The organism is Brachybacterium sillae, from assembly GCF_025028335.1.
GTDB classification, from domain to species: Bacteria; Actinomycetota; Actinomycetes; order Actinomycetales; family Dermabacteraceae; genus Brachybacterium; species Brachybacterium sillae.
Map to the genome: position 1 here is coordinate 2316436 of NZ_JAFEUW010000001.1, position 23183 is coordinate 2339618.

19 protein-coding genes are annotated in these 23183 nt (G+C 72.8%); 9 read left to right on the top strand and 10 right to left on the bottom strand.

The features are described 5' to 3' along the window. The first annotated feature begins 16 nt into the window (after positions 1-16). Both JSY14_RS10680 and JSY14_RS10685 read left to right on the top strand, forming a co-directional pair. Positions 17-868 carry a PHP domain-containing protein gene (locus tag JSY14_RS10680; RefSeq protein WP_259559009.1) on the top strand — a complete coding sequence of 284 codons (852 nt, stop codon included), beginning with the start codon at positions 17-19 and terminating at the stop codon, positions 866-868. Beyond that, positions 865-1494 (top strand): MarC family protein, encoded by a 630-nt coding sequence (locus JSY14_RS10685; RefSeq protein ID WP_259559010.1) that lies wholly within the window; start codon positions 865-867, stop codon positions 1492-1494. Before JSY14_RS10680 ends, JSY14_RS10685 begins: the two co-directional genes overlap by 4 nt. Before the next feature lie 105 nt (positions 1495-1599). On the opposite strand, the gene JSY14_RS10690 is transcribed toward JSY14_RS10685, so the two are convergent. The 4 genes from JSY14_RS10690 to JSY14_RS10705 form a co-directional block, all read right to left on the bottom strand. Continuing rightward, a complete protein-coding gene (locus JSY14_RS10690; RefSeq protein WP_259559011.1) occupies positions 1600-3333 on the bottom strand; it encodes a DEAD/DEAH box helicase in 1734 nt (577 codons plus the stop codon). A gap of 33 nt (positions 3334-3366) precedes the next feature. Beyond that, positions 3367-4965: a metallophosphoesterase gene (locus JSY14_RS10695; protein ID WP_259559012.1), complete on the bottom strand. Its 1599-nt coding sequence runs from the start codon at positions 4963-4965 to the stop codon at positions 3367-3369. A 27-nt stretch (positions 4966-4992) separates the two neighbouring features. Further along, positions 4993-5214, bottom strand: a complete 222-nt coding sequence (locus tag JSY14_RS10700; RefSeq protein WP_259559015.1) for a DUF3107 domain-containing protein — start codon at positions 5212-5214, stop codon at positions 4993-4995. A gap of 71 nt (positions 5215-5285) precedes the next feature. Beyond that, positions 5286-5957, bottom strand: a complete 672-nt coding sequence (locus tag JSY14_RS10705) for a TetR/AcrR family transcriptional regulator (RefSeq protein ID WP_259559016.1) — start codon at positions 5955-5957, stop codon at positions 5286-5288. Positions 5958-6069: 112 nt separating this feature from the next. On the opposite strand from JSY14_RS10705, the gene JSY14_RS10710 reads away from it, so the two are divergent. Both JSY14_RS10710 and JSY14_RS10715 read left to right on the top strand, forming a co-directional pair. Then, the gene (locus JSY14_RS10710; protein ID WP_259559017.1) at positions 6070-9246 is read left to right on the top strand and encodes a UrvD/REP family ATP-dependent DNA helicase; all 3177 of its coding nucleotides are present in this window, start codon (positions 6070-6072) and stop codon (positions 9244-9246) included. Next, on the top strand, positions 9243-12494 hold the full coding sequence (locus JSY14_RS10715) for an ATP-dependent helicase (RefSeq protein ID WP_259559018.1): 3252 nt from the start codon (positions 9243-9245) through the stop codon (positions 12492-12494). The genes JSY14_RS10710 and JSY14_RS10715 overlap by 4 nt, the downstream gene beginning before the upstream one ends. Here JSY14_RS10715 and JSY14_RS10720 read toward each other — a convergent pair. Further along, positions 12439-13476: a phosphotransferase gene (locus tag JSY14_RS10720; protein ID WP_259559019.1), complete on the bottom strand. Its 1038-nt coding sequence runs from the start codon at positions 13474-13476 to the stop codon at positions 12439-12441. The genes JSY14_RS10715 and JSY14_RS10720 overlap by 56 nt on opposite strands. A gap of 44 nt (positions 13477-13520) precedes the next feature. Between JSY14_RS10720 and nudC the strand changes: the two genes are divergently transcribed. The 3 genes from nudC (at position 13521) to JSY14_RS10735 (ending at position 17465) form a co-directional block, all read left to right on the top strand. After that, entirely contained in the window at positions 13521-14543 is a 1023-nt protein-coding gene (gene nudC, locus JSY14_RS10725) for an NAD(+) diphosphatase (protein WP_259559021.1), read from the top strand. Between the two features lie 97 nt (positions 14544-14640). After that, complete coding sequence (locus JSY14_RS10730) at positions 14641-16704, top strand: ATP-dependent DNA helicase UvrD2 (protein WP_259559023.1); 2064 nt, start codon at positions 14641-14643, stop codon at positions 16702-16704. A 368-nt stretch (positions 16705-17072) separates the two neighbouring features. Then, the gene (locus JSY14_RS10735; protein ID WP_349773610.1) at positions 17073-17465 is read left to right on the top strand and encodes a WhiB family transcriptional regulator; all 393 of its coding nucleotides are present in this window, start codon (positions 17073-17075) and stop codon (positions 17463-17465) included. Positions 17466-17573: 108 nt separating this feature from the next. On the opposite strand, the gene JSY14_RS10740 is transcribed toward JSY14_RS10735, so the two are convergent. Continuing rightward, positions 17574-17732 carry a DUF5679 domain-containing protein gene (locus JSY14_RS10740; RefSeq protein ID WP_259559025.1) on the bottom strand — a complete coding sequence of 53 codons (159 nt, stop codon included), beginning with the start codon at positions 17730-17732 and terminating at the stop codon, positions 17574-17576. A 428-nt stretch (positions 17733-18160) separates the two neighbouring features. Between JSY14_RS10740 and JSY14_RS10745 the strand changes: the two genes are divergently transcribed. Next, positions 18161-18826, top strand: a complete 666-nt coding sequence (locus JSY14_RS10745) for a M48 metallopeptidase family protein (protein WP_259559026.1) — start codon at positions 18161-18163, stop codon at positions 18824-18826. Positions 18827-18838: 12 nt separating this feature from the next. Here JSY14_RS10745 and JSY14_RS10750 read toward each other — a convergent pair whose 3' ends face one another. From JSY14_RS10750 to JSY14_RS10760, 3 genes are all read right to left on the bottom strand, one after another. After that, entirely contained in the window at positions 18839-19426 is a 588-nt protein-coding gene (locus JSY14_RS10750; RefSeq protein WP_259559027.1) for an NUDIX hydrolase, read from the bottom strand. Further along, positions 19423-20904: a zinc-dependent metalloprotease gene (locus JSY14_RS10755; RefSeq protein ID WP_259559028.1), complete on the bottom strand. Its 1482-nt coding sequence runs from the start codon at positions 20902-20904 to the stop codon at positions 19423-19425. Before JSY14_RS10755 ends, JSY14_RS10750 begins: the two co-directional genes overlap by 4 nt. A gap of 95 nt (positions 20905-20999) precedes the next feature. Continuing rightward, positions 21000-21885, bottom strand: a protein-coding gene (locus JSY14_RS10760) for an IS5 family transposase (RefSeq protein ID WP_259558416.1) whose coding sequence is annotated in 2 segments (ribosomal slippage) — positions 21000-21536 and positions 21538-21885 — 885 coding nt in all. Because the reading frame shifts where the segments join, the coding sequence is not laid out codon by codon here. 9 nt (positions 21886-21894) lie between these two features. Between JSY14_RS10760 and JSY14_RS12590 the strand changes: the two genes are divergently transcribed. Beyond that, positions 21895-22485, top strand: coding sequence for a hypothetical protein (locus JSY14_RS12590; protein WP_432803635.1), 591 nt, complete (start codon positions 21895-21897; stop codon positions 22483-22485). Here the strand turns inward: JSY14_RS12590 and JSY14_RS10765 are convergent. Next, positions 22464-23162, bottom strand: coding sequence for a GNAT family N-acetyltransferase (locus tag JSY14_RS10765; RefSeq protein ID WP_259559029.1), 699 nt, complete (start codon positions 23160-23162; stop codon positions 22464-22466). The genes JSY14_RS12590 and JSY14_RS10765 overlap by 22 nt on opposite strands. Positions 23163-23183 lie beyond the last annotated feature (21 nt).

A 23183-nucleotide genomic window follows, 5' to 3' on the forward strand; every position in this document is an offset into this window, starting at 1 on the left:
GGCTAGGGTGGCCGTCATGCGCGTGGATCTGCACACTCACAGCTCGTGGTCCGACGGCACCGATCCGGTGGAGGGTCTGCTGATGCGTGCCCGGGAGGAGGGGGTCGACGTCGTCGGCCTCACCGACCACGACACCACCGCAGGATGGGCCGACGCAGCCCGCGCCGTGGAGCGCACCGGGGTCCGGGTCGTCCCCGGGATCGAGGTCACCACCCTCGGCCCGCGGCACAGCCTGCACGTGCTGGCGCTGCTGGTGGATCCCTCACCTGACACCCCGCTCGCGCAGATGCTCTCCGGGTCCCGCAGCTCTCGCGACACCCGCGCCCGGCGCATGGTCGAGCGTCTCGCCGTCGACTTCCCCATCACCTGGGACGATGTGCAGGCGCAGCGCGCCACCCATGACACCACCGTCGGCCGCCCGCACATCGCCGACGCCCTCGTCGCCGCCGGGGTGGTGCCGAGCCGGGACGCCGCCTTCGCGGGCCCCCTCGCGGCGGGCGGCCCCTACTACGTGCCGCATGCCGCGCCGCGGGCCGCCGATGCGGTGCGGGCGATCACCGCCGCCGGGGGAGTGGCGGTGCTGGCGCATCCCTCGGCGCGCTCCACCACCGGTCTGGCCGAGGAGCTTGTCGAGGAACTGGTGGAGGCGGGGCTCGCCGGGCTGGAGGTCGATCACCGGGAGCATGACGACGCCACCCGGGTGCAGCTGCGGCGGCTCTCGCGACGCCACGGACTGCTGGTGACGGGGGGCAGTGACTACCATGGCTCCGGCAAAATCAACCGGCTCGGGGAGAACCTGACGCAGCCGGACGTCCTGGAGGCGATCGTCTCGCGCTCCACGAGTGGAACCGAGGTCCTCACCCCGTGAACGCGGTCGATCTGCCCTTCCTGGCGAGCGTCTTCGTGACGCTGTTCGTCATCATCGACCCGCCGGGGGTGATCCCGGTGTTCATGGCGCTCACGGGCACGATGACCCAGAAGCAGCGCAACCGCGCCGCGCTGGTGGCCGTCGGGGTGGCGGTGCTGATCATCGGGATCTTCGCCGTCTTCGGTCAGTTCATCCTCAACTACATGCACATCTCCTTGCCGGCACTGCAGTTCTCCGGCGGCCTGCTGCTGCTGCTCATCGCCCTGCAGCTGCTGGCCGGCAAGGAGGATGAGATGAGTGCCAGCGAGGGCGTGAACGTGGCCCTGGTGCCGCTGGGCACGCCGCTGCTGGGCGGGCCCGGCTCGATCGTCGCGGTGATGCTGTTCGTGCAGCAGATCGACGGGCGCCCCTCCCGCATCAGCGCCCTGCTGCTGGCACTGGTGGGGATGGCGCTGATGATGTACCTGTTCATGCGGTTCTCGGGGGTGATCGCCCGTCTCCTCGGCGCCGGTGGGGTGACTCTCGTGACCCGCATCTCCGGGGTGCTGCTGGCCGCGATCTCCACCCAGATGATCTTCGACGCGGTGCAGTCGTTCCTCATCGGCTGGGGAGTGCTGCCCGGCTGAGATCCGACGCCCCGGCGGGATCCCCCGGCAGCGGAACCGCGCCGACCCGCCCCCGGCGGATTGTGCGGGGTGGGTCGGCGCGGTCAGTGGATCGCGCGGTCGCGGTCAGTCCTGCGCCGGGGACCCGTCGGACGAGGCGCCCTCCGACGACGAGGTCTCGCCAGTGCGCGCCCCGGAGCCTCCCCGGCCGCGGCCGCGACCGCCTCGGGAGCGACGGCGGCGCGGGCGACCCCCCGCAGCGTGTGCGGACTCGCCCTCGGCTGCCTCGGGCCCGTCGGTGCGTGCCGTGTCGGCACCTCCCCCGGTGTTCTCGCGCGACGTCCCCTCGGCGCCGCCGGTGACGACCTCACCGTTCACCCGGCGGGTGCGGCGCCGCCGGCGTCGCGGACGCTCCGCCCGGGCCTCCTGGCCGGCCCCGTCCTCCCCGGTCGCCTCCTGGCCGTCATGACCGGACTCGCCATCGCGACCGTCCCGGCCACCGGAGCGGCGACCGCCGGAGCGCCCCCGCTCCTCCGTCCGACGCCGGTCCCTCGAACCTCCGCGGCGGCCACTGTCGGGACCGCCGAGGTCCTCGATCTCCTCCGCGTCGAGGCCCTCCCGGGTGCGCTTCTCCCGCGGGAGCACACCGGTGGTGCCCTGCGGGATGTTCAGGTCGGTGTACAGGTGCGGGGACGTGGAGTACGTCTCCACCGCCTCGGTGGACTCCAGTCCCAGCTGCCGGGCGATCAGGGCCCAGCGGGCGAGATCCTCCCAGTCCACGAAGGTCACCGCGGTGCCCTTCTTGCCCGCGCGGCCGGTGCGGCCGGTGCGGTGGAGGTAGGTCTTGTCGTCATCGGGCATGTGCCAGTTGATGACGTGGGTGACGTCCTCGACGTCGATGCCGCGGGCGGCGACGTCGGTGGCGATGAGCACGTCCACCTTGCCGTGGCGGAAGGCCCGCAGCGCCTGCTCGCGGGCGCCCTGCGACAGGTCGCCGTGCAGCGGCGCCGCTGCGAATCCGCGTTCCTGCAGATCACTGGCGATGCGATCGGCGGCGCGCTTGGTGCGGGCGAACACGATCGTGAGGCCGCGGCCCTCCGCCTGCAGGATCCGCGCCAGCACTTCGATCTTGTCGAGGGAATGCGCGCGGTACACCACCTGCGTGATGTCGGCCTTGGTGCGGGACTCATCGCCCGGGTCGTGGGCGCGGATGTGGGTGGGCTGCGCCATGAACCGGCGGGCCAGGGCCAGGATCGGCCCCGGCATCGTCGCGGAGAACAGCATGGTCTGGCGCTTCGCCGGGACCGCCTTGAGGATCCTCTCGATGTCCTCGAGGAAGCCGAGGTCGAGCATCTCGTCGGCCTCATCCAGCACCGCCACCCGGACCTGTGACAGATCCAGGTGACCCTGGCGCATCAGATCGATCAGACGCCCGGGGGTGCCGACCACGATCTCGACCCCCTGGGCGAGGGCCTCGATCTGCGGCTCGTAGGCGCGGCCGCCGTACACGGTGAGGATCCGCACCGGTCGGTTCACGGACGCGTTGGTGAGGTCCTGCGCCACCTGGATCGCGAGCTCACGCGTCGGCAGCACCACCAGGCCCTGCGGGGGGCCGATCCGCCGGTCCTGCGGGTTCGGCTCACCCGGCGCGATGACGCTCTCCAGCATCGGGATGCCGAAGCCGAGGGTCTTGCCGGTGCCCGTCTTCGCCTGCCCGATGATGTCCCGGCCCTTCAGGGCCAGGGGCAGGGTCATCGCCTGGATCGGGAACGGATGGACGATGCCCTTCGCCGCGAGGGCGTCGACGATGTCAGGGCGGATGCCGAAGTCGGCGAAGGTCTGTGAGCTGGTCTCGGGCACAGTTCTGCTCTCTGCTGGGGTGACCGACCCATCCTAGCCGCCGTCACTCGACCCGCCCGGGGCTGTGACGCGGTCCGCGTCGGGCAGTCCCTCACCGGGTCGCACCCGCTGCTGCTCGGGGATCGGAGCGTCCGGCGACTCGGCACCCTCGGGCACCTCCAGGGGCGGAGCCTCCGCGGGCATCTGGTGGCGGGAGATGGACACCGACACCAGGCCCAGCCCACCCATGGTGATGTCGTCGTACGCCAGCAGCCGCCCCGTCTCGGGGTCGATGTGCAGCAACCGCGCCGACAGATTCAACGGGTCCCCGCCATCGAGCACCGGGCGCACCCCGCCGGAGGCGAGCGCCCCACCGGTGGAACCGTTCGTCAGCCAGTCGGTGCCGGAACCCTCGCGATCCAGCTCGACCTTCGGGGTGTGCATGTGACCCGACAGCACCAGCGGGGCACGCCCGAGCAGGCCCGCCGGATGGGTGGGATCGTGGAACAGGACGATGTCGACGGGGTCGTCCGGGTGCGCGGCGTCGTACTCCTCGACGGTGTCGCCCAGCTGGAACCCGGCGTTCTCCACCGCCACCCCGGCGGCGGCCTTCCCGCCTGCGTCGGAGTCGTCGTCGGCGGCGAACCGCGGGTCACCGATGCCCGCGATCTCCAGCCCGCCGACGGTCACCACCTGGTTCTCCAGCACCGTGGCGTTGGAGTTCGCGGCGACGGCGGCGGCGGTCGCGGCGCCGTCATGGTTGCCCGTGACGAAGACGTAGGGCACGCCCAGGGTGCCGATCTCCGACAGCAGCTGGTGCTCCATCGGGGTTCCCCAGGAGACGATGTCGCCGGTGTCGATCACGAGGTCCAGGCCGAACTGCTGGTTCAGCTGTCGGATCACGTCGAAGGCCTGCGGGTTGTCGTGGATGTCGGAGACATGCAGCACCGTCATGGTGTCGACCCCGGACGCCGTCGGCAGGGAATCCGCCGCGACATACAGCGCGGAGACCTGCCCGACGAACTCCGCCAGGAGGCCGCGATACGAGGCGTAGTCGGCGAGGGTGCCGGAGCCGAGGTCCGCGACGTAGGCGGCCTGTGACAACAGGCCCTCGAAGCGGGGCTGTGCCAGGGCCTCCGCCTGGAACGTCACGCCGGTCAGCCCGGCTCCGGTCACGGCCAAGGCGGCTGCGGAACCGCCCGCCACCAGGGCATCACGCACTCTGCGGTGCCCCAGCCCGGTCGCGACGGTGGCCCCCACGGCGGTGCACAGGGCGGTGGTGAGGGCGTTGCGGATGGCGGCGTCGGTGATGCTCTCGGAGGCCGTCCGTTCCAGATCGGCCAGCGCCCCGTCGTCGTAGATCAGCGCCTCTGCCTTGCCGATGTCCACTCCGGTGACCCGCGCTTCGATCCGCACCGGTGTGCGGTGGGTGTCGAAGGAGACCTGACCTGCCGGTGGCAGCAGGATCGCGGTCTCCGCCTGCACGGCGGGCCGCATCCGCACCGTCGCCTGCAACGGGCCGACGTCCACCGGCGTGGCAGGTGCGAGGGCGAGACCGACCGCACCCCCGGCCAGTGCCAGCAGGGGGCCGGTGACCCATCGTGAGCGCACGGCGGCGCTCAGGTTCCGGGGGTGCAGCGAGGGACGACGCACGGGTGTGGGAGGGGAGGGTCGGGACCCTTAGCCGAGGAAGCCGACGCGGCGCGGCTCCTCGGTCGACACCTCGGCGTAGGCGAGCTTGGCACCTGGGATCAGCACGGTGCGGCCCTTCGCGTCGCTGAGCGTGACCGCCGAATCGGAGCTGACGGCGTCGGCCAGCTGGGCGAGCACGGTCTCGGCGCTCTCGGAGGGCTCGATGACGATCTCCCGGGCGGCGTGCTGGATGCCGATGCGGATCTCCACGGTCAACTCCTCAGGTCGGTGGGCGGGCGCCCCGAGTCTAGCCGGGTCGGCTCGATCCCCCACGGGGGTGGTCAGGCCATCCCATCCTGCCGCAGGGTGCCCCGGCGAGCGGTGCCGTCGGCGGCGGTGACCTCTCCACCCACCAGCGGCTCGTCACGCGGGGCGAAGCTCTGCAGGCCCCCGACGATCAGACGGGTCACGGTGCTGAGGATCTGCTCCTGCTGCTCGGCAGACTCGGTGCGTCGCATCAACAGGGCGGCGGTCTGCGCGTTCGCTAGAGCGGCGTGACCGATCACCAGGGCCTCCTGGTCGGTCATCTCCCGCGAGCGACCCAGGACATCGGCCAGCGCCAGGGCGGTGCGGTCGAGGACCTCCCGAATCAGATCCCTCGCTTCATCGGAAGGCTGGTCCGCACCGGCGAACAGACGCAGGGCGTCGGAGGCGCCGGTGAGGTCATGGAAGTGCTGCACCCCGGCCCGGACGCGCTCCTCGGTGGTGCCGGCCCGGGCACCGAGGTCGCTAACGGTGGCGACCATGCGCTCACCGATCTCCTGCACCACCGCGCGGTACAGCGCCTCCTTCGACTCGAAGTGCTGATACAGCACGGGCTTCGTGACGCCGGCGGCCAGGGCGATGTCGTCCATGGAGACGGTCTGATAGCCGCTGTGGGTGAACTGCTCCAGTGCGGTGGCGAGGAGCTGGGCGCGGCGCTGGGCCTTGGGCATGCGCGGGGTGGGCGCCATCGGGTCTCCTCTGGCCTGCGGGTGGGTCCCCGACATCGTACGGGCAGCCCCCCGGACCCCGACCACCCGTGCGGCGGGTTCATCTGTCGGGCCCCTGTGATCGAATGCCGACATGCCCGTCGCCACCGTCCGTCTGGAACCGCCCCGCACCGCCGCGCTGCCCGCTCCACTGGGGCAGCACGCCACGGCCGCCCAGGCCGGAGTGTTGCGCGCCCTGACCCGGCACGAGAAGCACCTGCGCGTCGACGGTCCGCCCGGGGCCGGCCGCACCCGACTCGCCCTCAGCTGCGCTCTCCAGGCCGACGAGCCGGTGCTGGTGCTGGCGCCGCGCCGCACCTCCGCCGGGATCCTCCGCGACGCGGTGGCCCACGCCGGTGGCGCCGAGCATGTACAGGTCGCCACGCCCGCGGCCGCGGGTCTCGACCTGGTGGCGCGGGCCACGGGCCGCCGCCCCACCCTCGTCACCGGCGCTGATCAGGATACGCTGCTCGCCCAGATCATCGAGGCGATCCCCGAGGTCGACTGGCAGCTGCCGCTGGATCCCGCTTCCCGGTTGCTGCCCGGGTTCCGCCACGAGCTGCGGGACCTGATCTCCCGCTGCATCGAACGGGGCATCGGCCCCGAGCGCCTCACGCAGCTCGCCGCCCGCCACGCCCGGCCCGGTTGGGCCGACGGCGCCCTCGTGCTGCGCACCTACCTCGACGTCCTCGACCTCGAATCCACCGACTCGCTCGATGCCACCCTGCGCCTGGACAGCGCCGCGATGGTGCGCCGCGCCGCCGACTGTGTGGAACGTGGTGAGGTCGCCGCGGCCCCGCTGCTGGTGGTGGATGACGTGCAGGACCTCACCGGTGCGGGCATCGCCCTGGTGCGGGCCCACGCCGAGGCCGGATCCCGCCTGGTCCTGCTGAGCGCCGCCGACCAGGCCGTGGAGACCTTCCGCGGTGCCCACCCCGACGCAGCCCGCCGGATCCTCGACGGCGTGTCCCGGGGTGTCGAGCAGCACCTGCTGCCGGTCAGCCACCGCACCCCGCGGGAGCTGGGCATCGTCCACGACGCCCTCGCGCCGCGCCTGCCCCTCGAGGGAGCCCCCACCGATCTGCGGCGCCCCCTCGTCGGCCCGCCGGTCGACGGGCGGGCCGACGCCGTCGTGCTGGCGGATGTGCTGGAGGAGGCCCGGGTGATCGCGGGGGCGCTGCGGGCCGTGCACCACGAGCAGCAGGTGCCCTACGACGATCTCGCCGTGGTGGTGCGCTCCCGCGCCGTGGCGGAGGACCTCGCCGACCGACTGCAGCGGGAGGGCCTTCCCGTCACCACCGCGACCCGGCCCCGACCCCTGCGGGAGGAACGGGCCGTGGCGGACCTCCTCACCCTGGTGCAGATCGCCCGGGCCGGGTCCGACACCCCGCCGCAGGACGTGCTCGATCTGTTGCGCGGACCCTATGGCGGCAGTGACCCGCTGCGTCTGCGTCGACTGCGGCGCGGCCTGCTCGAGGCCTGCGGGGATCCGGTTGCCGACTCCGCGCAGCTGCTCGCCCGGGCGGTGTTGGGGGAGGACCTTCCCGGTCTGCCCGGGCCCGATGCCCCCGGTCGCGCCGCCGCGGGCGTCCACCGCCTGCGGCGGATGGTCCGCGCCGTCCGGGCCCAGCCGCAGGACGCCACCGCCGACCTGGTGCTGTGGGAGGCCTGGGACGCCGCCCGTGTCGCCGACCGCTGGCAGGAGGCGGCCGTCACGCCTGATGACACCGACCCCGCCGGTGCCCGCGGCCGCCTCGCCGGGCGGCGCCTCGACGCGGTCACCGCGCTGTTCGCCGCCGCGGAGCGGTTCGTCGACAGGCGCCCCGACGCCTCCGTGGAGGACTTCGCCGCCCAGGTCATGACGCAGGCCGTCCCCGAGGACACCCTCGCGCCGGCGGCACAACTCCGTGGCCGCGTGCGCGTCGCCACCCCCGCCGAGCTCGCCGGAACCGAGGTCGATACCGTCGTCCTCGCCCGCGTCCAGGAGGGCGTGTGGCCGGATCTGCGGCTGCGCTCGACCCTGCTCGGCGCCGCCGACCTCGACGTCCTCGCCGACGGCGCCGTCGAGGACCAACCCGCCAGGTTGCGCGCTCTCCAACGGCAGAACGTGCTGGAGGACGAACTGCGGCTGGCCGTCAGTGCTCTCGGCCGGGCCCGCCACCGCCTGCTCGTGACCGCTGTCGAGGATGACGACTCGACACCCTCCGCCCTGCATCGAACCATCGCCCGGGCTATCGGCACCGCCCGCAGGGGCAGGGGCGAGAGCGCGGGGGAGGACACTGGCGCAGAGGAGGGACCGTCCGGGACCGCGCAGCTTCCGTGGCTCGCCGATCCCGGACCGGCACCGGACGCCCACCGGCTCATCGGCGCCCTGCGCCGGCACCTGCAGCAGCAGGACTCCCCGGCCGACAGTGACCAGGCGGCACGGGATCTTGCCGCGCTCGCCGCCGCCGGTCTGCGCGCCGCCAGCCCCCACTCCTGGTATCACCTCGACCCCAGCAGCAGCGAGCCTCTGCCGGGCCCGGACGCCCCGCTGAGGATGGGCCCGAGCGCCCTCGGCCTCGCCGCCGACTGCCCCCAGGCATGGCTGCTCAGCCGTGCCGGAGGACAGCCCGCCCCCGGGGCCGCACAGCGTATCGGCACCGCCCTCCACCGTCTCGCCCAGGAGGACCCGGCCGGCACCGACCCGGACCTCCTCACCCGTCTGCACCACGACCTGGCGCCCCTCCACCTGGACGGCAGCTGGTCGGGCCGCCGGCAGTTGCACCGCGCCGAGGAGATGCTCGAACGCACCCGGGAGTATCTCGCTCAGGCGCCCCCGGCGCTCGCCGTCGAGGTGCCGTTCCGTCTCGAGGTCGGGGCCGTCGAACTGCGCGGCGCGATCGACCGGGTCGAGGGCGACCCCGACGGCGACGGCGGGGTCCGCGTCATCGACCTCAAGACCGGACGCTCCGCCCTCACCGCCGCCCAGGCGGAGAAGGACCTGCAACTGGCCGCCTATCAGCGGGCCGTGCGGGAGGGACTGCTGGGGGAGGACACCGCCAGCCGCCTGGTCGGTGCCGACCTCGTGTACGTCGGCACCGGCACCCGCACAGCGACACTGCGCAGCCAGGCCGCCCCGGATTCCGGCGAGGACTGGTTCCCCCGGATCGTCCGCGATGTCGCCGCGGACCTGTCCGGCGACACCGTTGAAGCCCGCCCCTCCGCGCGCTGCAGCACCTGCCCCGCCCGCCGCAGCTGCGCGCTTCAGCCCGAAGGGAGACAGCTGTGACCACCACCCTGTTGGATGCCGTCCGCCTGGCCCAACTGCTGGGTCAGCCCGCCCCCACGGACGAACAGCGCGCCGTGATCGAGGCACCGACCGTGCCGATGCTCGTCGTCGCCGGGGCCGGCAGCGGGAAGACCGAGACGATGGCTGCGCGGGTGGTGTGGCTCATCGCCAACGGCATCGTCGAGCCCCGCGAGGTGCTGGGCCTGACCTTCACCCGCAAGGCCGCCCACGAGCTGTCCGAACGTATCGCCACGCGACTGGGCACCCTCGCCACGGCCCTGCAGGCGGAGGGACTGCCGCTGCCACCGGGCCTCGCCGCCGGCACCGACGACCTCGTCGGCCAGCGGCCCGCGGTGCGCACCTACAACGGATTCGCACTCGACCTGGTGCTGGAGAACGCCCTCGCCGTCGGCGTCGACCCGCGCGTGACGATGATGTCGCCCTCCGCCTCGTGGCAGCACGCCTACGAGATCGTCGAGAGCTCCGGCGACGAACTCGGGATCGACGCCTCCCCGGCCACCCTCACCGCGGCCCTGGTGTCCCTCACCGGGGCCCTCGCCGACCATCTGCTGACACCCGCCGAGCTGGAGACCGAACTGCGGGCCATCCGCGACCACCTCGAGGGCATCCCCCTGCAGCATGAGGGGCGCCGCCGCGCCACCCCGCAGAAGGTCCGCGACGCGGTCGCCGCCCTCGACGCCCGCATCGCCCTGGTACCGCTCCTGGAGCGGTTCGCCCGGGAACGCCGCGAACGAGCACGGCTGGACTTCTCCGACCAGGTGACGCTCGCCGCGCAGGTCGCCCGGACGGTCCCCGGGGCCCGTGACCTCGCGCGCAGCATGCACCGGGTGGTGCTGCTCGACGAGTTCCAAGACACCTCCGTGGCGCAGCTGCAGATGCTCGCGGCACTGTTCGGCGCCGGGCACCCGGTGATCGCCGTCGGCGACCCGCAGCAGGCGATCTATGGGTGGCGGGGGGCCTCCGCCGCGAGTCTCGCCGGGTTCGCCCGGGAGTTCGCTCCCCCGGGAGGGGAGGTGCTGCAGCGGACCCTATCCATCTCCTGGCGCAACGACGAGGCACCGCTGCGGGCCGCCAACCGGGTGGCCGCACCGCTGCGGGCCGACGGCGGTGGCGTGACCATCCCGCAGTTGCGGGCGCGTCCCGGTGCCGGGCCCGGTGCGCTGTGGATGATCGAAGCCGCCGATGAACAGCGGGAGGCCGAGGAGGTGGCCCGGTGGATCCTCGGCCGTCGCGCCGAGGACCCCGACGCGACGGCCGCGGTGCTGGTGCGCTCACGCCGCCAGATCCCCGCCGTCGTGGAGGGCCTGGAGGGCGCCGGTCTGCCCGTGGAGGTGGTGGGTCTCGGCGGTCTGCTGCACCGCCCCGAGGTGGGCGACGTGCGGGCGGTGCTCGACCTGCTGCACGACCCGACCCGCGGGGATGCCCTCATGCGGCTCCTCACCGGGCCGGGGGTGCGGCTCGGCGCACGGGACCTGGCCGTGCTGGGGCGCTGGCGTGACCGGCGCGCACGCCCCGCCGGTGGGTCCGCCCCCGTGGTCCCCGATACCGCCGCGGAGGTGTCCCTGGTCGATGCCCTGGATGATCTGCCGCCGCGCGGATGGACGGACCCGGAGGGGCGGGATCTCGGCACGGAGGGTCGCCGCCGCCTCGAGGAGCTGCGCGACCTGCTGCGCTCCCTGCGGCGCAGCCTCGCCCTGCCGCTGCCGGACCTCATCACCGACGTGGTGCGCGCCCTCGCCCTGGACACCGAACTGCTGGCCGCCGGTCGGGACCTGAGCGCCCTGGAGGCACTGCGTCGCCACGCCGACGACTTCGAACGCAGCGCCGAGCACCCGGACCTGGGGGCCTACCTGGCGCTGCTCGACATCGCCGAGGAGACCGAACGGGCGCTGCCCGCACCCCCGCCGCCGCATGCCGCCGACCCCCACGCCGTCACCGTCCTGACGATGCACGCGGCGAAGGGCCTGGAATGGGACCTGGTGGCGGTGGTGGGTCTCACCGAGGGGTCGGTGCCGTCCTACGACCTGCGCTCCGCCGTGACTCTCGACGACGGCCGGGTCCAGGTGCGGGCCGCCGGCTGGTTGGGGAAACTCGCCGAGGCGACCGTGCCGAGCTCCCTGCGGGGCGACGCCGACATCCTCCCGCAGCTCGCATGGGCACAGGCCGACACACAGGTCGAGGCGTTGGACGTGCTCGAGGACTACCGCGCCGCGGCAGGGGAGGAGTCCCTCCGGGAGGACCGGCGCCTGGTGTACGTGGCGATGACCCGCGCCCGTCGCGAGCTGCTGCTGAGCTCCGCCGCGTGGCGGGGCGACGCCGCGCACCCGCGTGAACGCTCCCGGTACCTGCGGGAGGCCGCCCCCGACGTCCCCGGGGAACGACACCTGATTCAGCCCGTCCCCGAGGAGAACCCGCTGGTGACGGCGCCGCGCCGGGCCGTGTGGCCACCCGCCCCGGGACCCGCCGAGGAGGCACGGCGCAGAGCGGAGGACCAGGTGGCGCGGGCCGCTGCGGAAGCGGCCGGGCCGGAGCAGCTGTCGCAGGCCGCCCGCCGGGTGCTCGCGGATCTCGAGGAGCGGCGGGCTGCGGCCGTGGTCTCCGCCCCGGTGCGGTTGTCGGCCTCACAGCTGGTGGCGCGGGCCCAGGATCCGCAGCGCGCCGCCCTGGACCTGCTGCGGCCGCTGCCGCGGCGGCCCTCGGCCAGTGCCCGTCGCGGCACCCGCTTCCACGCCTGGCTGGAGCAGAGTCTCAGCGGGCAGGCGCTGCTGGATCTCGACGAGATCGAGGACCTCGCCGACGAGGATGACCTCGCGGCCGCGGATCTCGACGCCCTCCAGGAATCCTTCGCGGCCTCACCGTGGGCGGGTCTCACCCCGATCGCCGTGGAACAGCCGGTGCTCATGCGCCTGGGGGAGCACAGCGTCCGCGGTGTCATCGACGCGGTCTACCCCGACCCCGAGGCACCGGCCCGCGACGCGGACACCTCAGGCGGCCACCCGCGGGTGGTGATCGTCGACTGGAAGACCGGCCGCCCCTCCACCGGGGAGAGGCGTCGCGCCCGGGCGTTGCAGCTGACGGTCTACCGTCTCGCCTGGCACGAGCGCACCGGCATCCCGCTGTCCCACATCCGCACCGTGTTCCACCACGTCGCGGAGAACATCACCGATGAGGTCACAGAGCATCCGTCGCGTCAGGAGCTGGAGCGGCTCCTGGGCGAGGGCGACTGATCGGCTCGCCGTCCTGGTCCCGCTGGGAGTCCACCTCCTGATCGAGGGAGGCGAACTCCGCCTCGGCATCCTCGCGGGCCAGGGCGGCGATATCGGCGTCGAGGTCCGCGAGCATGCCGCGGGCGTCCTCGATCACCTCCGGGTCGTCCTGGTCCAGGCCGTGCAGCAGCCAGTCCACCACCGCGAGTTCCCCGACGGCCTGCGCCCGTTCCAGCAGACGCGGATGCGGCGGCGTCGGCAGGGCGTCACGGTAGGCGCTCACCAGATCGTCGAAACGCTCCGGGGTCAGCGACGGCACCAGCCAGGCGAGATCCTGCGCCGGGTCACCGACGGTCGCATCCCACCACGCGAGGATCCCGCTGACGCGGCCCTGTTCCACCAGCACCGACTCCTCCGCCAGGGCGCCGTGCACGAACGCCGGGACGAAATCCCACAGACCGTCGTCCTCCAGCAGGGCCTCCCAGCGCTGATGCACCGCCGCGGGGATCTCCCCGGCCTCGTGGGCGCGCCGCACATGGTCGTGATGCCGCGCCCGCAGCGCCTGGGCGGAGTACGTCTCCACCCCGCCGGCCTCCACCGCATACACCGGCACCGCGTGGATCCGCGCCAGCGCCGCCCCCAGGGACCGCGCCAGCGGCACATCGTCCGCGAGGTCGTCCCAGGTCAGCGGCCGCCCGGAGGGGGTCTCGGTGATGACCGCGCGCCCACCCTCCGGCAGCCGCGCGGTGCCGAGCACCGCCGGCACCAGCGGTGCCAGATGCGTGCCCTGCAGGGCATCGACCAGTCGCACGTCGCGCTCCAGGAGTGCGCCCGCCGCGGCCGTCTCCGGTGCGGTGACCATCACCCGGGTGCCGTCCTGCCCGACCACCCCGGCGACGGACACGTCCTCCATCGGGGACGGCAGAGCAGCCGTGCGCGTCGGACGCAGTCCGGGCACGGCCGCCGTGGCGAGGGCAGCGAGGGCGTAGGGGTTGCGATGCACCCCACCACGGTACCCGGGCGCATCCCCTCCGTACTCTGGGAGGCATGACGTCGGCACAGACCACCCCACCGTGTCCGCTGGAGCCCGCGGGACCGCCGAGTGCGCGCCCGCAGTGCCCGCAGCCGCAGTCTCCGCAGCCGCCGCGGGTGCGCGGCGCCCACCTGGGAACCCCGCTGGAACAGGCTCACCATGACCGCGCGGTGCTCGCACGGCAGACCGCGCCCGAGACCCACGGCGGTCCCCACGTCGAGGACCATGCTCTGATCCACCCCGCCGGTGCTGATGCCCCGGTGCGTCTGCTGGGCGTGGACGGTTCCCGCATCGCCACCCGTGACGGTGCGCTCGCCTGGAGCGACCCGGTGGCGCAGCTGCCCGAGGACGCGGTGATGTTGGGGATCCGCGACGGTGCACGACTGGCCGCCCGGCCGGTCTGCGAGGAGGATCCGGCCGCAGAGGGTCTCGACCTGACCGATGCTCGGCGTCTCGCCCTCGGCCTCGGCACGGAGGACGCCGGACTGGTCCTCACAGCGGTCGCCCTCATCGCCTGGGCCACGGCGACCCGGTTCTGCCCCGGGTGCGGCTCCGCCCTGGACGTCACCTCCAGCGGCTGGGTGCGACGCTGTCCCGCCGACGGCTCCCTGCAGTTCCCGCGGGTCGACCCCGCCGTGATCATGGCCGTCAGGGACCGTGACGACCACCTGCTGTTGGCGCAGAACCGCCGCGGTCGCCTCACCTCCGTGCTCGCCGGCTTCGTCGAACCGGGGGAGACCCTGGAGGCGGCCGTCGTGCGGGAGGCGTGGGAGGAGACCGGGGTGGTCGTGGAGGAGGTCGAATACATCGGCTCCCAGACGTGGCCGTTCCCGCGTTCCCTCATGGTCGGGTATCGGGCGTGGACCTCCGCCTCGCGCCTCCGGCCGCGACTGCTGGACGGGGAGCTCGCGACGGCCCGCTGGTGGGAGCGGGAGGAGCTGCGGCGGGCCCTGGCCGCCGGGGAGGTGCAGCTGCCGGGCCGCTCCTCCCTCGGGCACGCCCTGATCGCCGACTGGCTCGGCGCACCACTGGAGTGACCTCGTTCTCCGCACTCCCGGGGCCTGCCCCCGGGGTCGGAATCCCCTCGCTCACAGTGCTCCGTCGCCTGTCGGGGCCCGCTGGCAGACTGGACGGGTGAGCGCAGAGAACATCCTGGAGGCCCTGGACCCCGAGCAGCGGGAGGTCGCCCTCTCCCTGGACGGCCCCGTCTGTGTGCTGGCCGGAGCCGGCACCGGGAAGACCCGCGCGATCACCCACCGCATCGCCTACGGGGTGGCCACCGGCCGCCTCAACCCCCGGCATGTGCTGGCCGTGACCTTCACCGCGAAGGCCGCGGCGGAGATGCGCTCCCGCCTGCGGGACCTCGGTGTCCCCGCGGTGCAGGCGCGCACCTTCCACGCGGCGGCGCTGCGGCAGCTGCGGCATTTCTGGCCGCGCGTCGTCGGCGGGCCGCTGCCGCAGCTGCTGCCGCAGAAGTACCCGGCGGTGGCGGAGGCCTGCTCCCGCCTGCACCTGTCGGTCGACCGGGCCGCCCTGCGCGACATCCTCTCGGAGATCGAATGGGCCCGCGTCTCGATGCTGACTCCGGAGTCGTACCCGGAGGCGGCCGCCCGCACCCGCCGCCCCGGGGTGGCCGGATTCGAATCCCGCTCCATCGCCCGGATCATGACCAGCTACGAAGAGGTCAAACGGGAACGGTCGCTGCTGGATTTCGAGGATGTGCTGCTGCACATGGTCGGGTTCCTCGCCGAGAGGCCCGACGTCGCCCGGGAGGTCCGCGAGCAGTACCGCCACTTCGTCGTCGACGAGTACCAGGACGTCTCCCCGCTGCAGCATGACCTGCTGCGGCTGTGGGTGGGGGAGCGGCGCGACCTGTGTGTCGTGGGGGACGCTGCCCAGACCATCTACACCTTCGCGGGGGCCCGCGCCTCCTACCTGCTGGACTTCCCGCGGGAGATGCGCGGCGCCACCGTGATCCGGCTGGAACGCAACTACCGGTCCACACCGCAGATCGTGCGGCTGGCGAACACCGTGCTCGATGGGGCCCGCGGACGCACCCGCGAGACGCGGTTGACCCTCGTCTCACAGCGGGACGACGGCCCCGCCCCCCTCATCGAGTCGTACCCGGATGACCTCGCCGAGGCGCAGGGGGTGGCCGAGCGCATCCATGAGCTCCTGCAGGAGGGTCGATCCGCAGCGGACGTGGCGGTGCTGTTCCGCACCAATGCCCAGTCGGAGGCCGTCGAGGAGGCCCTCACCGGCCGCGGCATCGGGTATCTGGTGCGCGGCGGGGACCGGTTCTTCGAACGGCAGGAGGTCCGACGGGCCCTGCTGACGCTGCGGGCCGCCACGGCGGTGGAGTCGGAGGATCCGTCCCACACCGTCCGCGACACCCTTGGGCAGCTGGGATGGTCGGCCGAACCGCCCGCCGGAACCGGCGCCCAGCGGGAACGCTGGGATTCCCTGAACGCCCTGGTGAACCTGTCCGACACGGTGCTCGCCCGGCCCGGCGCGACCCTCACCGACCTGGTGCGAGAGCTCGAGGAACGGGCCGAGGCGCAGTCCGCGCCGACCGTCGACGGCGTGACCCTCGCCTCCGTGCATGCCGCGAAGGGCCTGGAGTGGCCGGTCGTGTTCGTGATCGGCGCCAGCGAGGGCCTGATGCCGATCTCCATGGCGCAGACCCCCGCGGAGGTCGAGGAGGAGCGGCGCCTGTTCTATGTGGCCCTGACCCGTGCGAAGGACGTGCTCACGGTCAGCTGGGCTGCCGCGCGCACCCCCGGGGCACGGTCCTCCCGCAAACCCTCCCGGTTCCTCGACGGTGTGATCGAGCGGCCCGAGCCGCGGTCCCCGCAGCCTCGCCGTTCCGGACGTCGTGGTGCCACACTGCTCGACACCTGCCGGGTGTGCGGCGAGATGCTCGCCGAACCGCGTGACCAGCGCCGCGGCCGTCACGCCGGGTGCCCGTCCCCGGCTGACCCGGCGCTGCTGGAAGGCCTGCGAGCATGGCGGCGGGAGCGGTCCCGGGAGAACGCCGCCCCGGCCTACACCGTGCTGACCGACGCGACGCTGGAGGCGATCGCCGAGCGCGACCCGTCCACCGACGAGCAGCTGCTGGCGGTGCCCGGCGTCGGCACCGCGAAACGGGACCGCTATGGCGAGGACATCCTTGCGATCCTTGCCCGCCACCGCTCCTGACCTCCACCACGCACCTGGGCACCATCGCGCGACGACGCGTCGCCGTGCCCGTGGCGGCCCGGTGGCGACCACGATGGTCGGAACTTCGTCGCAGACCCGGCATCGCCGCAGGTCAAAAATAAGTTTCGGGCACTCGTCACCCTGGGATACGCTCAGGGTGTCCATCGTCAGATGTCACGGAACGGGAGACCGGCCGTGCGAGTCCGGGAAGGAGGTGTCGCAGTGATCGGAATCAACCACCTCAGTGGAGGCGGGAACCACGGCGGCGCCACCCGTCTGCGTGCTCGCGCCGCCACCACCACCACGCGGCCCTGATCGTCGATCCGGGGGCCGCTCGCCGACTCCCGTGGATCACCAGGACCGTGACGATGACTGACTTGTACTGCACCCCGGCGCCGACCCGCCAGGTCGACCTGCCCTGCCAGGATCACGCCGCCACCGAGCTGTTCTTCTCCGAACGCCCCGCCGATCTCGAGGCCGCCAAGGCTCTGTGCGGCCCCTGCCCGCTGCGGGTCGAATGCCTCGAGGGCGCCCTGCACCGCGCCGAACCGTGGGGCGTGTGGGGCGGCGCGATCCTCGTCGACGGGCAGATCGTCGCCGTGAAACGCGGCCGCGGACGGCCCCGCAAGACCGGCACCGCCGCGGCCGCACCGTCGACGGAGCCGCCGGTACAGACACCGTGCCCCGCACCGTCGGCCGGCGATGGTGTCGCGCCCCCCGACGCACGGCGGGCCGGCTCGCCGAGCCGCCGGGCTGCCTGAGGGGACGCGACCCCGTATGACGGTCGCAGCACTCCGGACACAGCAGGGGCGGGGCACCGTGATCGGTGCCCCGCCCCTGTGCGTTGAGGGCTCGACGCAGGCCTGGGATCAGGCCTTGCCGAGGATGCGGTTCAGCTTGGTGCCGCAGACAGGGCAGACGGCCTTGGCCATCCGACGATCGTTCGAGACGACGACGTCGCCCTCGGTGGTCCGCTTCTCGCGGCACTTCACGCAGTAGAACTCGCCGCTGTACTTCTCGTCAGCCATGCTTCACTCCTTCGACGGGTCCGGCGGAGCCACCCTCCGGTCGAGGGCCGCCCCACGGGACGACGGACAGTCCATCGTAGACACACCCGGATGTGAGGGCGGGGCCCCGGGGACGCTCAGCATCCCGCGCACCTTCCCCGTGCGCGCGCTGCCTGTTATCCCGGGGCCCCGCGTCCGCAGCAACATATCCACGCCGTTGTCCAGGGTCAACGCGAGATCGGGGACACGCTGTGGACAACCCGCCCCGGGGTGTGGACAGGGTGAGGATGGGGGTGCACGACCTGTTGACGACACGCCGAACGCGCGGTCGGTGCAGGCCCCTGACGTGCAGGTGAACTGTGCACAGCTGGGGACACAGAATTCATGTCACACAGATCGTCCGGCGCGCCGGGCAGGCCGGTCCCGGAGGGGCTGGGGGAGGAGAACGGATGAGCGCAGCACGCCGCAGTCCGGGCGCGGCAGCGGGAGCGGTCGACGCCGCCCACCCCGCCGTCGAGGACCTGCCCGTGGAGATCCGCCGGTCCGCACGCCGCCGGCGGACGATCTCCGCGCAGGTGCGGGACGGAGTGCTGGTGGTGATGGTGCCCGCGGGGCTGAGCGCTCGCGAGGAGCAGCAGTGGGTGAGGCGGATGCAGCAGCGCCTGGCTCGCCGAGCACACCGCCGCCCCACCGGGGACGACGATCTCGAGGCCCGGGCACAGCAGCTGTCGCGCACCTACTTCGACGGGGCGGCGCGCCCGCGCAGCGTCCGCTGGAGCACGCGGCAGCGCACCCGCTGGGGGTCCTGCACCCCGTCCACGGGCGACATCCGCCTCTCCACGCAGCTGCAGGGCATGCCCACCTGGGTGATCGACTCGGTGCTCATCCACGAACTCGCACACCTGCTGGAGGCGAACCACGGCCCCGCCTTCCACCGCCTCGTGGAGCGCTACCCTCGCACGGTCCGGGCAGAGGCCTTCCTCCACGGCGTCGCCTGGGCACAGGGACGGCTCAGCGAGGCCGACGACCCCGATGAGGACCCGCCCCTGGACGGCCCGGAGGGCGACGAGCAGGAGATCACCGCGCCCGAGGACGCGGCCCCGGACGTCGACTGACCGGGACGCCCGTCAGCCCGGCAGCAGCAGGGGCGCGAGCGCCGCGAGCGTCGGCCGCAGATCGGGCACCGTCCCCTCGGGGAGGGCGTCACACGGCACCCACCGCACCTCGGGGGTCTCCGCGCTGGGGTGCAGCGGCGGCTGCTCCCCGGGAGCGCGCAGCAGGAACTGCACGTCCCAGTGCTCAGCACAGGAACCGAAGGCGGCACCCAGGCCGTGGACATGCAACATCGCCGGTCCCGCCCCGACCCGCTGGAGGTCCCGCAGGCCGAGCTCCTCGGCCACCTCCCGCCGCGCCGCATCCTCGAGACTGGCATCCACCGGATCCAGGTGGCCTCCGGGCTGCACCCAGAACCCGCCCTTGCGATGCCACACCAGCGCCACATGGCACCCGGCCGCGTCGACGACGTGGGCGCTGGCCGTCAGATGCACGCCCCCGAGGCGTCGATCCACCGCCGCCGGGCCACTGTCCACGAGATCCCGGTACCGGGTGCGCAGCACCGGGTCGACGGCCGGGGAATCCGCCTGCGCGAGCTCCTCGCGGGCTCGTGCGCGCAGCTCGGCGGTCGCCTCATCCGGCGGGAGCGTCGGACGGCTCACGCGCGCGGTGAATCGCCGTCGGTGGGGCCACCCTCGCGGGGGTCATCACCGTGGTCCTCACCCCCACGGGGGTCCTCCCCGTCGAGCAGGCGGCGAAGCTCCTCGTCGAAATCGGCCGGGAGCTCCTCGGCGACCTCCTCAGCGTCCTCGCCTGCGGCGGCGGGGGCCTGCGGCTCCCCGGAAAGCACGTCCGTGCCCGGCAACAGATCCGGGTGCTCCCAGTGCTTCTCGCGCCCCGCGGTGCCCTCGGTGGCCGTGACCGACTCCCACCAGGCGAGGGCCTCACGTGCACGACGCGCCCGCAGCTCGATACCGACCACCTGCGCGAGCATCTGCTCGGCGGGGGAGCCCGACACGCGGCGGCGACGGATCACCTCGCGCATGGCGTCCAGCGCCGGGAGCTTCCCTTCCAGCGCCTGCGTCACGACATGGTCCACCCAACCCTCGACCAGCGCCAACGTGGTGGCGAGCTCCTCCAGGGCACGCTCCTGGGAGGGGCGGCGGGTGAAGACGAACATCGGCTCGGTGGTGCTGGCCCGGCCCATCGCCTCCGGGTCGGACAGATCCAGCCCCTGCACCATGTCATCCAGCGCGTCGAGGTCCAGGGTGATGCCGCGCGCGTAGTCCTCCACCGCGCCCAGCAGCTGCCGAGGCAGCCACGGCGCGGCCGTGAACAGGGCCGCATGGGCGAGCTCCCGGGCCGCCAGGAAGATCCGCCCGGCCGCCGGGTCCAGCGAGTGCTCGCGCAGGAGGTCCTCCACGTTCGCGGGCACCAGGGCCGCGACCCCGTCGGGGGCGAGCGGCAGACCGAGGTCGACGGTGCCGGTGCATTCGCGGGCCAGCGAGCCGATGGCGTGGCCGAACTGCACCCCGAACAGGGTGCCGCCCATCCGCTCCATCATGGCGGTGGGGTCACCGGGCATGCCCGGGGGCAGGGACCCCTCCTGGCCGAGCCGCGCGGCGATCGCGTCCCCGATGGCCCCCGCCATATGCGCCGCGACGGGTTCGACGATGCTGCGCCACCGCGGCAGGGTCCGCTGCACCCAGGTGCCGCGGCCCCACACCTCGATCGGGGCGGAGGGCACGTCGATCGCGAGCACCGGATCCAGCCACAGCGCAGCGACGTGGGCGGCCTCCCGCATCCGGGTGACGTCCTGATCGGTGGGCCCCGGATCTCCCGGGGTGCCGGTGGGGGCCTCCGCTCCCGGCAGTGTCATCGCGCCGACGGCGGTGCGGCGCGCCAGATCCTCCCCGAGGGTCCAGTTCACCGGCCCCTCACCACCGGCGCCGGAGAACAGGTGCTGCATCTGGGCGGCGGCCGCGCGCAGCTGATTCGGGTCGGAGGGCAGATTCGCTTGCCGCGCCAGCTCCGACAGATCCATGCCGTCGAGGGCACCGGGCGGCAGCTGCCCACCCATGACCTCCTCGAGGAACCGTCGCAGGTTCTCCTCCTGCGGATCATGCGGGTTCTGGCTCACGGGCGTTCCTCCTCGCTCGTCGGTGTCGTCCACCCTAGTGAGCCGGTCTCACCGCCGCCTGGGCACGCGGCCGCCGGGTCCCCTAGGGCGTGTTGTCAAACTTTGCTGGTCAGCCAGTGGAGGGTCGCGGCGAGCGAGATGGCCGCGGCGTAGCTGCGGGCGGTCTTGCAGGTGCGCATCGCGATGCCGCGCCATTGCTTGAGCTTGGCGAAGCACCGCTCGATCACGTTGCGTCCACGGTAGACCTCGGGGTCGAAAGCGGGTGGGCGTCCGCCGGCTGAGCCGCGTCGGCGCCGGTGCGCGGCCTGGTCTTGCCGGTCGGGGATGGTGGCCTTGATGCCGCGCTCGGCGAGCCAGGCCCGGTTCGCGCGGGAGGGATACCCCTTGTCCGCGAGGACCCTGTCCGGGCGGGTGCGGGGCCGGCCAGGGCCTGGCCTGGGGACCCGGATCTGGTCCAGGACCTCGGGGAGCAGGCTCGTGTCGGCGGCCTGGCCGCCGGTGAGGACGAAGGCGAGCAGGCGGCCCTTCCCGTCCGAGACGGCGTGGATCTTGCAGGTCAGGCCGCCTCGGGAGCGGCCGATCGCGTGGTCGCCCGGCTCAGGCCCGAGATTCTTGTAGTTCGATGGGCCCCCCTGTGTGGCGGGGAAGGGTCGCGGCGTGCTGGTGGGCGCGCACGATCGTCGAGTCGATCGAGCACACCCAGTCCAGCTCGCCCTGCGCGTCGGCGGCCTGCTGGGCGCGCTCGAGCGCGCACGCCCACACGCCGGTCTTGGCCCACCGGTCGAAGTGGCGGTAGATCGTGTTCCAGTTCCCGAACCGTTCCGGCACGTCCCGCCACGGCGACCCGGTCCGGAACTTCCACGCGACCGCTTCCGCGACCAGCCGCCGATCCATCGGCGGCCGACCCGTCGCCTTCGGCGCGGGGAAGCACGGCCCGATCAGCGCCCACACCTCGTCCGTGATCACATCTCGATCGCTCATACCGAAAGGGTGCCCCGCCGATGGCGGGACACCCTTTCACAACACACCCTAACGGCGGTGCTCTCTGTCTTCAACTCTGGCTTGTACGCCAATGGTCGACTTCTTTCCTCGCTCGCAGAGCAGGGAAACGCGCCTCGCTGGTTGGCTGCCAAGTCTCGACAGGGTGTTCCAGCGCGTGCCGTGCTCGTCTCTGCCGCTGCCATCGGCATCGCGGTCATTGTGGTTCTGCTGTGGCCAGACATGGCATTTCCGATCCTGATGTCCGTAGCTCTCGCAGCAGGGCTCATCAACTGGACAATCATCCTGATCACTCAGCGCCGGTTCCGCTCTCGGCTCTCTGCACAAGAAGTGCGAACACTTCGGTACCCGATGCCGGGTGGCGCTGCGGCCACGTATGGTGCCCTCGGTGTCCTGGGTGTGGTGGTGATCTTGATGGCAGTGACGGACGGGTATCGGACTGCGGTGATTGCTGGGCCGCTGTGGGTGGCGGGTTTGTCAGTGGCACACTTGGTCCTCAAATCCCGGCAAAGGACGAGGGCTGCGGCGGAGAGTGCTGGGGTGCGTTCCGGCGGCTCGGATCAGCATGCGAGAACACTGTAAACCGAGGTTGCCGAAAGGTAGTTTCCGGTCGCCACGCGTCTATTCTCGCTCTTCGTATCCCTTCGTACGCCCGGGGGACTCCAAAGGGCCTCAACGCCACACAGCCGGCACTGCTGGACCAACATGGTATTGCCCTTGAGAGACAAGTGCAGCTCGGACACCTTCCATGAGTGACCGTCCGGGGTGCATTCGCCCTCAACGTGGGAGCTACGCGGGCGGTCACTGGCGGCCGACAGAGGGGCGAGGAACATCGGCATGGCAGGCTCCTCCACAGGCAGACGGCGCTCCCAGCCCAGCGCCTCCCAGAATGCGCCCGCCTCCGGGGCCAGGGCGAACACCCGCCGATCCGGGTTCCTAGCTACAACGAGGTCCACGACGGCCCGCCCGATCCCTAGACGCCGGTATCGGCGGTGTACGTCGAGCCGTTCGATTTCGAGCAAGGGCCGCGGCCCGAATCCTTCACTGCCGGCGTAGTGGTCCACGTTCGATCCCCAGTCGAGCTCTACCCGCGCCACCTCCTGGCCCCTACTACGGACGACGTGCGCGGTCCATTGGTCGTCATGGTAGGCGTCCGTCCACCATCCCGGGGTGTAGTCGTCGCCGGCTCCCTCAGGGAACGGCCTCCACCAGCTCACCCCGGCCGGACGCGGCACATCTTCGAATGTCAGTCCCTCCATGAGCACGACGGTAGCGCAGGA

Coding starts and splice junctions, on each gene's coding strand:
- JSY14_RS10680 (WP_259559009.1), top strand. CDS start 17: ATGCGCGTGGATCTGCACACTCACAGCTCGTGGTCCGACGGCACCGAT.
- JSY14_RS10705 (WP_259559016.1), bottom strand. CDS start 5,957: ATGGCGCCCACCCCGCGCATGCCCAAGGCCCAGCGCCGCGCCCAGCTC.
- JSY14_RS10710 (WP_259559017.1), top strand. CDS start 6,070: ATGCCCGTCGCCACCGTCCGTCTGGAACCGCCCCGCACCGCCGCGCTG.
- nudC (WP_259559021.1), top strand. CDS start 13,521: ATGACGTCGGCACAGACCACCCCACCGTGTCCGCTGGAGCCCGCGGGA.
- JSY14_RS10735 (WP_349773610.1), top strand. CDS start 17,073: ATGACTGACTTGTACTGCACCCCGGCGCCGACCCGCCAGGTCGACCTG.
- JSY14_RS10740 (WP_259559025.1), bottom strand. CDS start 17,732: ATGGCTGACGAGAAGTACAGCGGCGAGTTCTACTGCGTGAAGTGCCGC.
- JSY14_RS10745 (WP_259559026.1), top strand. CDS start 18,161: ATGAGCGCAGCACGCCGCAGTCCGGGCGCGGCAGCGGGAGCGGTCGAC.
- JSY14_RS10765 (WP_259559029.1), bottom strand. CDS start 23,162: ATGGAGGGACTGACATTCGAAGATGTGCCGCGTCCGGCCGGGGTGAGC.